This is a genomic window from Bradyrhizobium cosmicum, assembly GCF_032290525.1.
GTDB lineage: Bacteria > Pseudomonadota > Alphaproteobacteria > Rhizobiales > Xanthobacteraceae > Bradyrhizobium > Bradyrhizobium cosmicum_A.
In genome coordinates this window covers 1-254 of record NZ_JASXTA010000381.1, presented here as the reverse complement: position 1 = coordinate 254, position 254 = coordinate 1, and the positions used below count along the sequence as shown (strand labels likewise).

Sequence of the window (254 nt, the reverse complement as noted above, 5' to 3'; positions counted from 1 at the left end):
CCTCCTCGTCAGCGACCGCAGCGGCCTCGACGGCGCCGGGTACGTGGCCCAGGTCGCCACGTTCTCGACGGCCTTCGCCGTCGGCTACTCGGCACAGGCCCGCCGCGGTCGTGAGGCGGCGGTCGAGGAGCGGTCCCGCGCCCTGGAGGCGGGCGAGGCCGAGCAGGCACGGCGGGCCGTCGCCGACGAGCGCCTCCGCATCGCCCAGGAGCTCCACGACGTGGTCGCCCACTCGATGAGCGTCATCGCCGTGC

Annotated in this window: 1 protein-coding gene; it reads left to right on the top strand. The window is 76.0% G+C overall.

Going from position 1 to position 254, the window contains the following annotated elements; translation table 11 throughout:
- On the top strand, positions 1-254 hold a 254-nt coding region (locus QSV46_RS40335), incomplete at both ends, for a histidine kinase (RefSeq protein WP_314964261.1).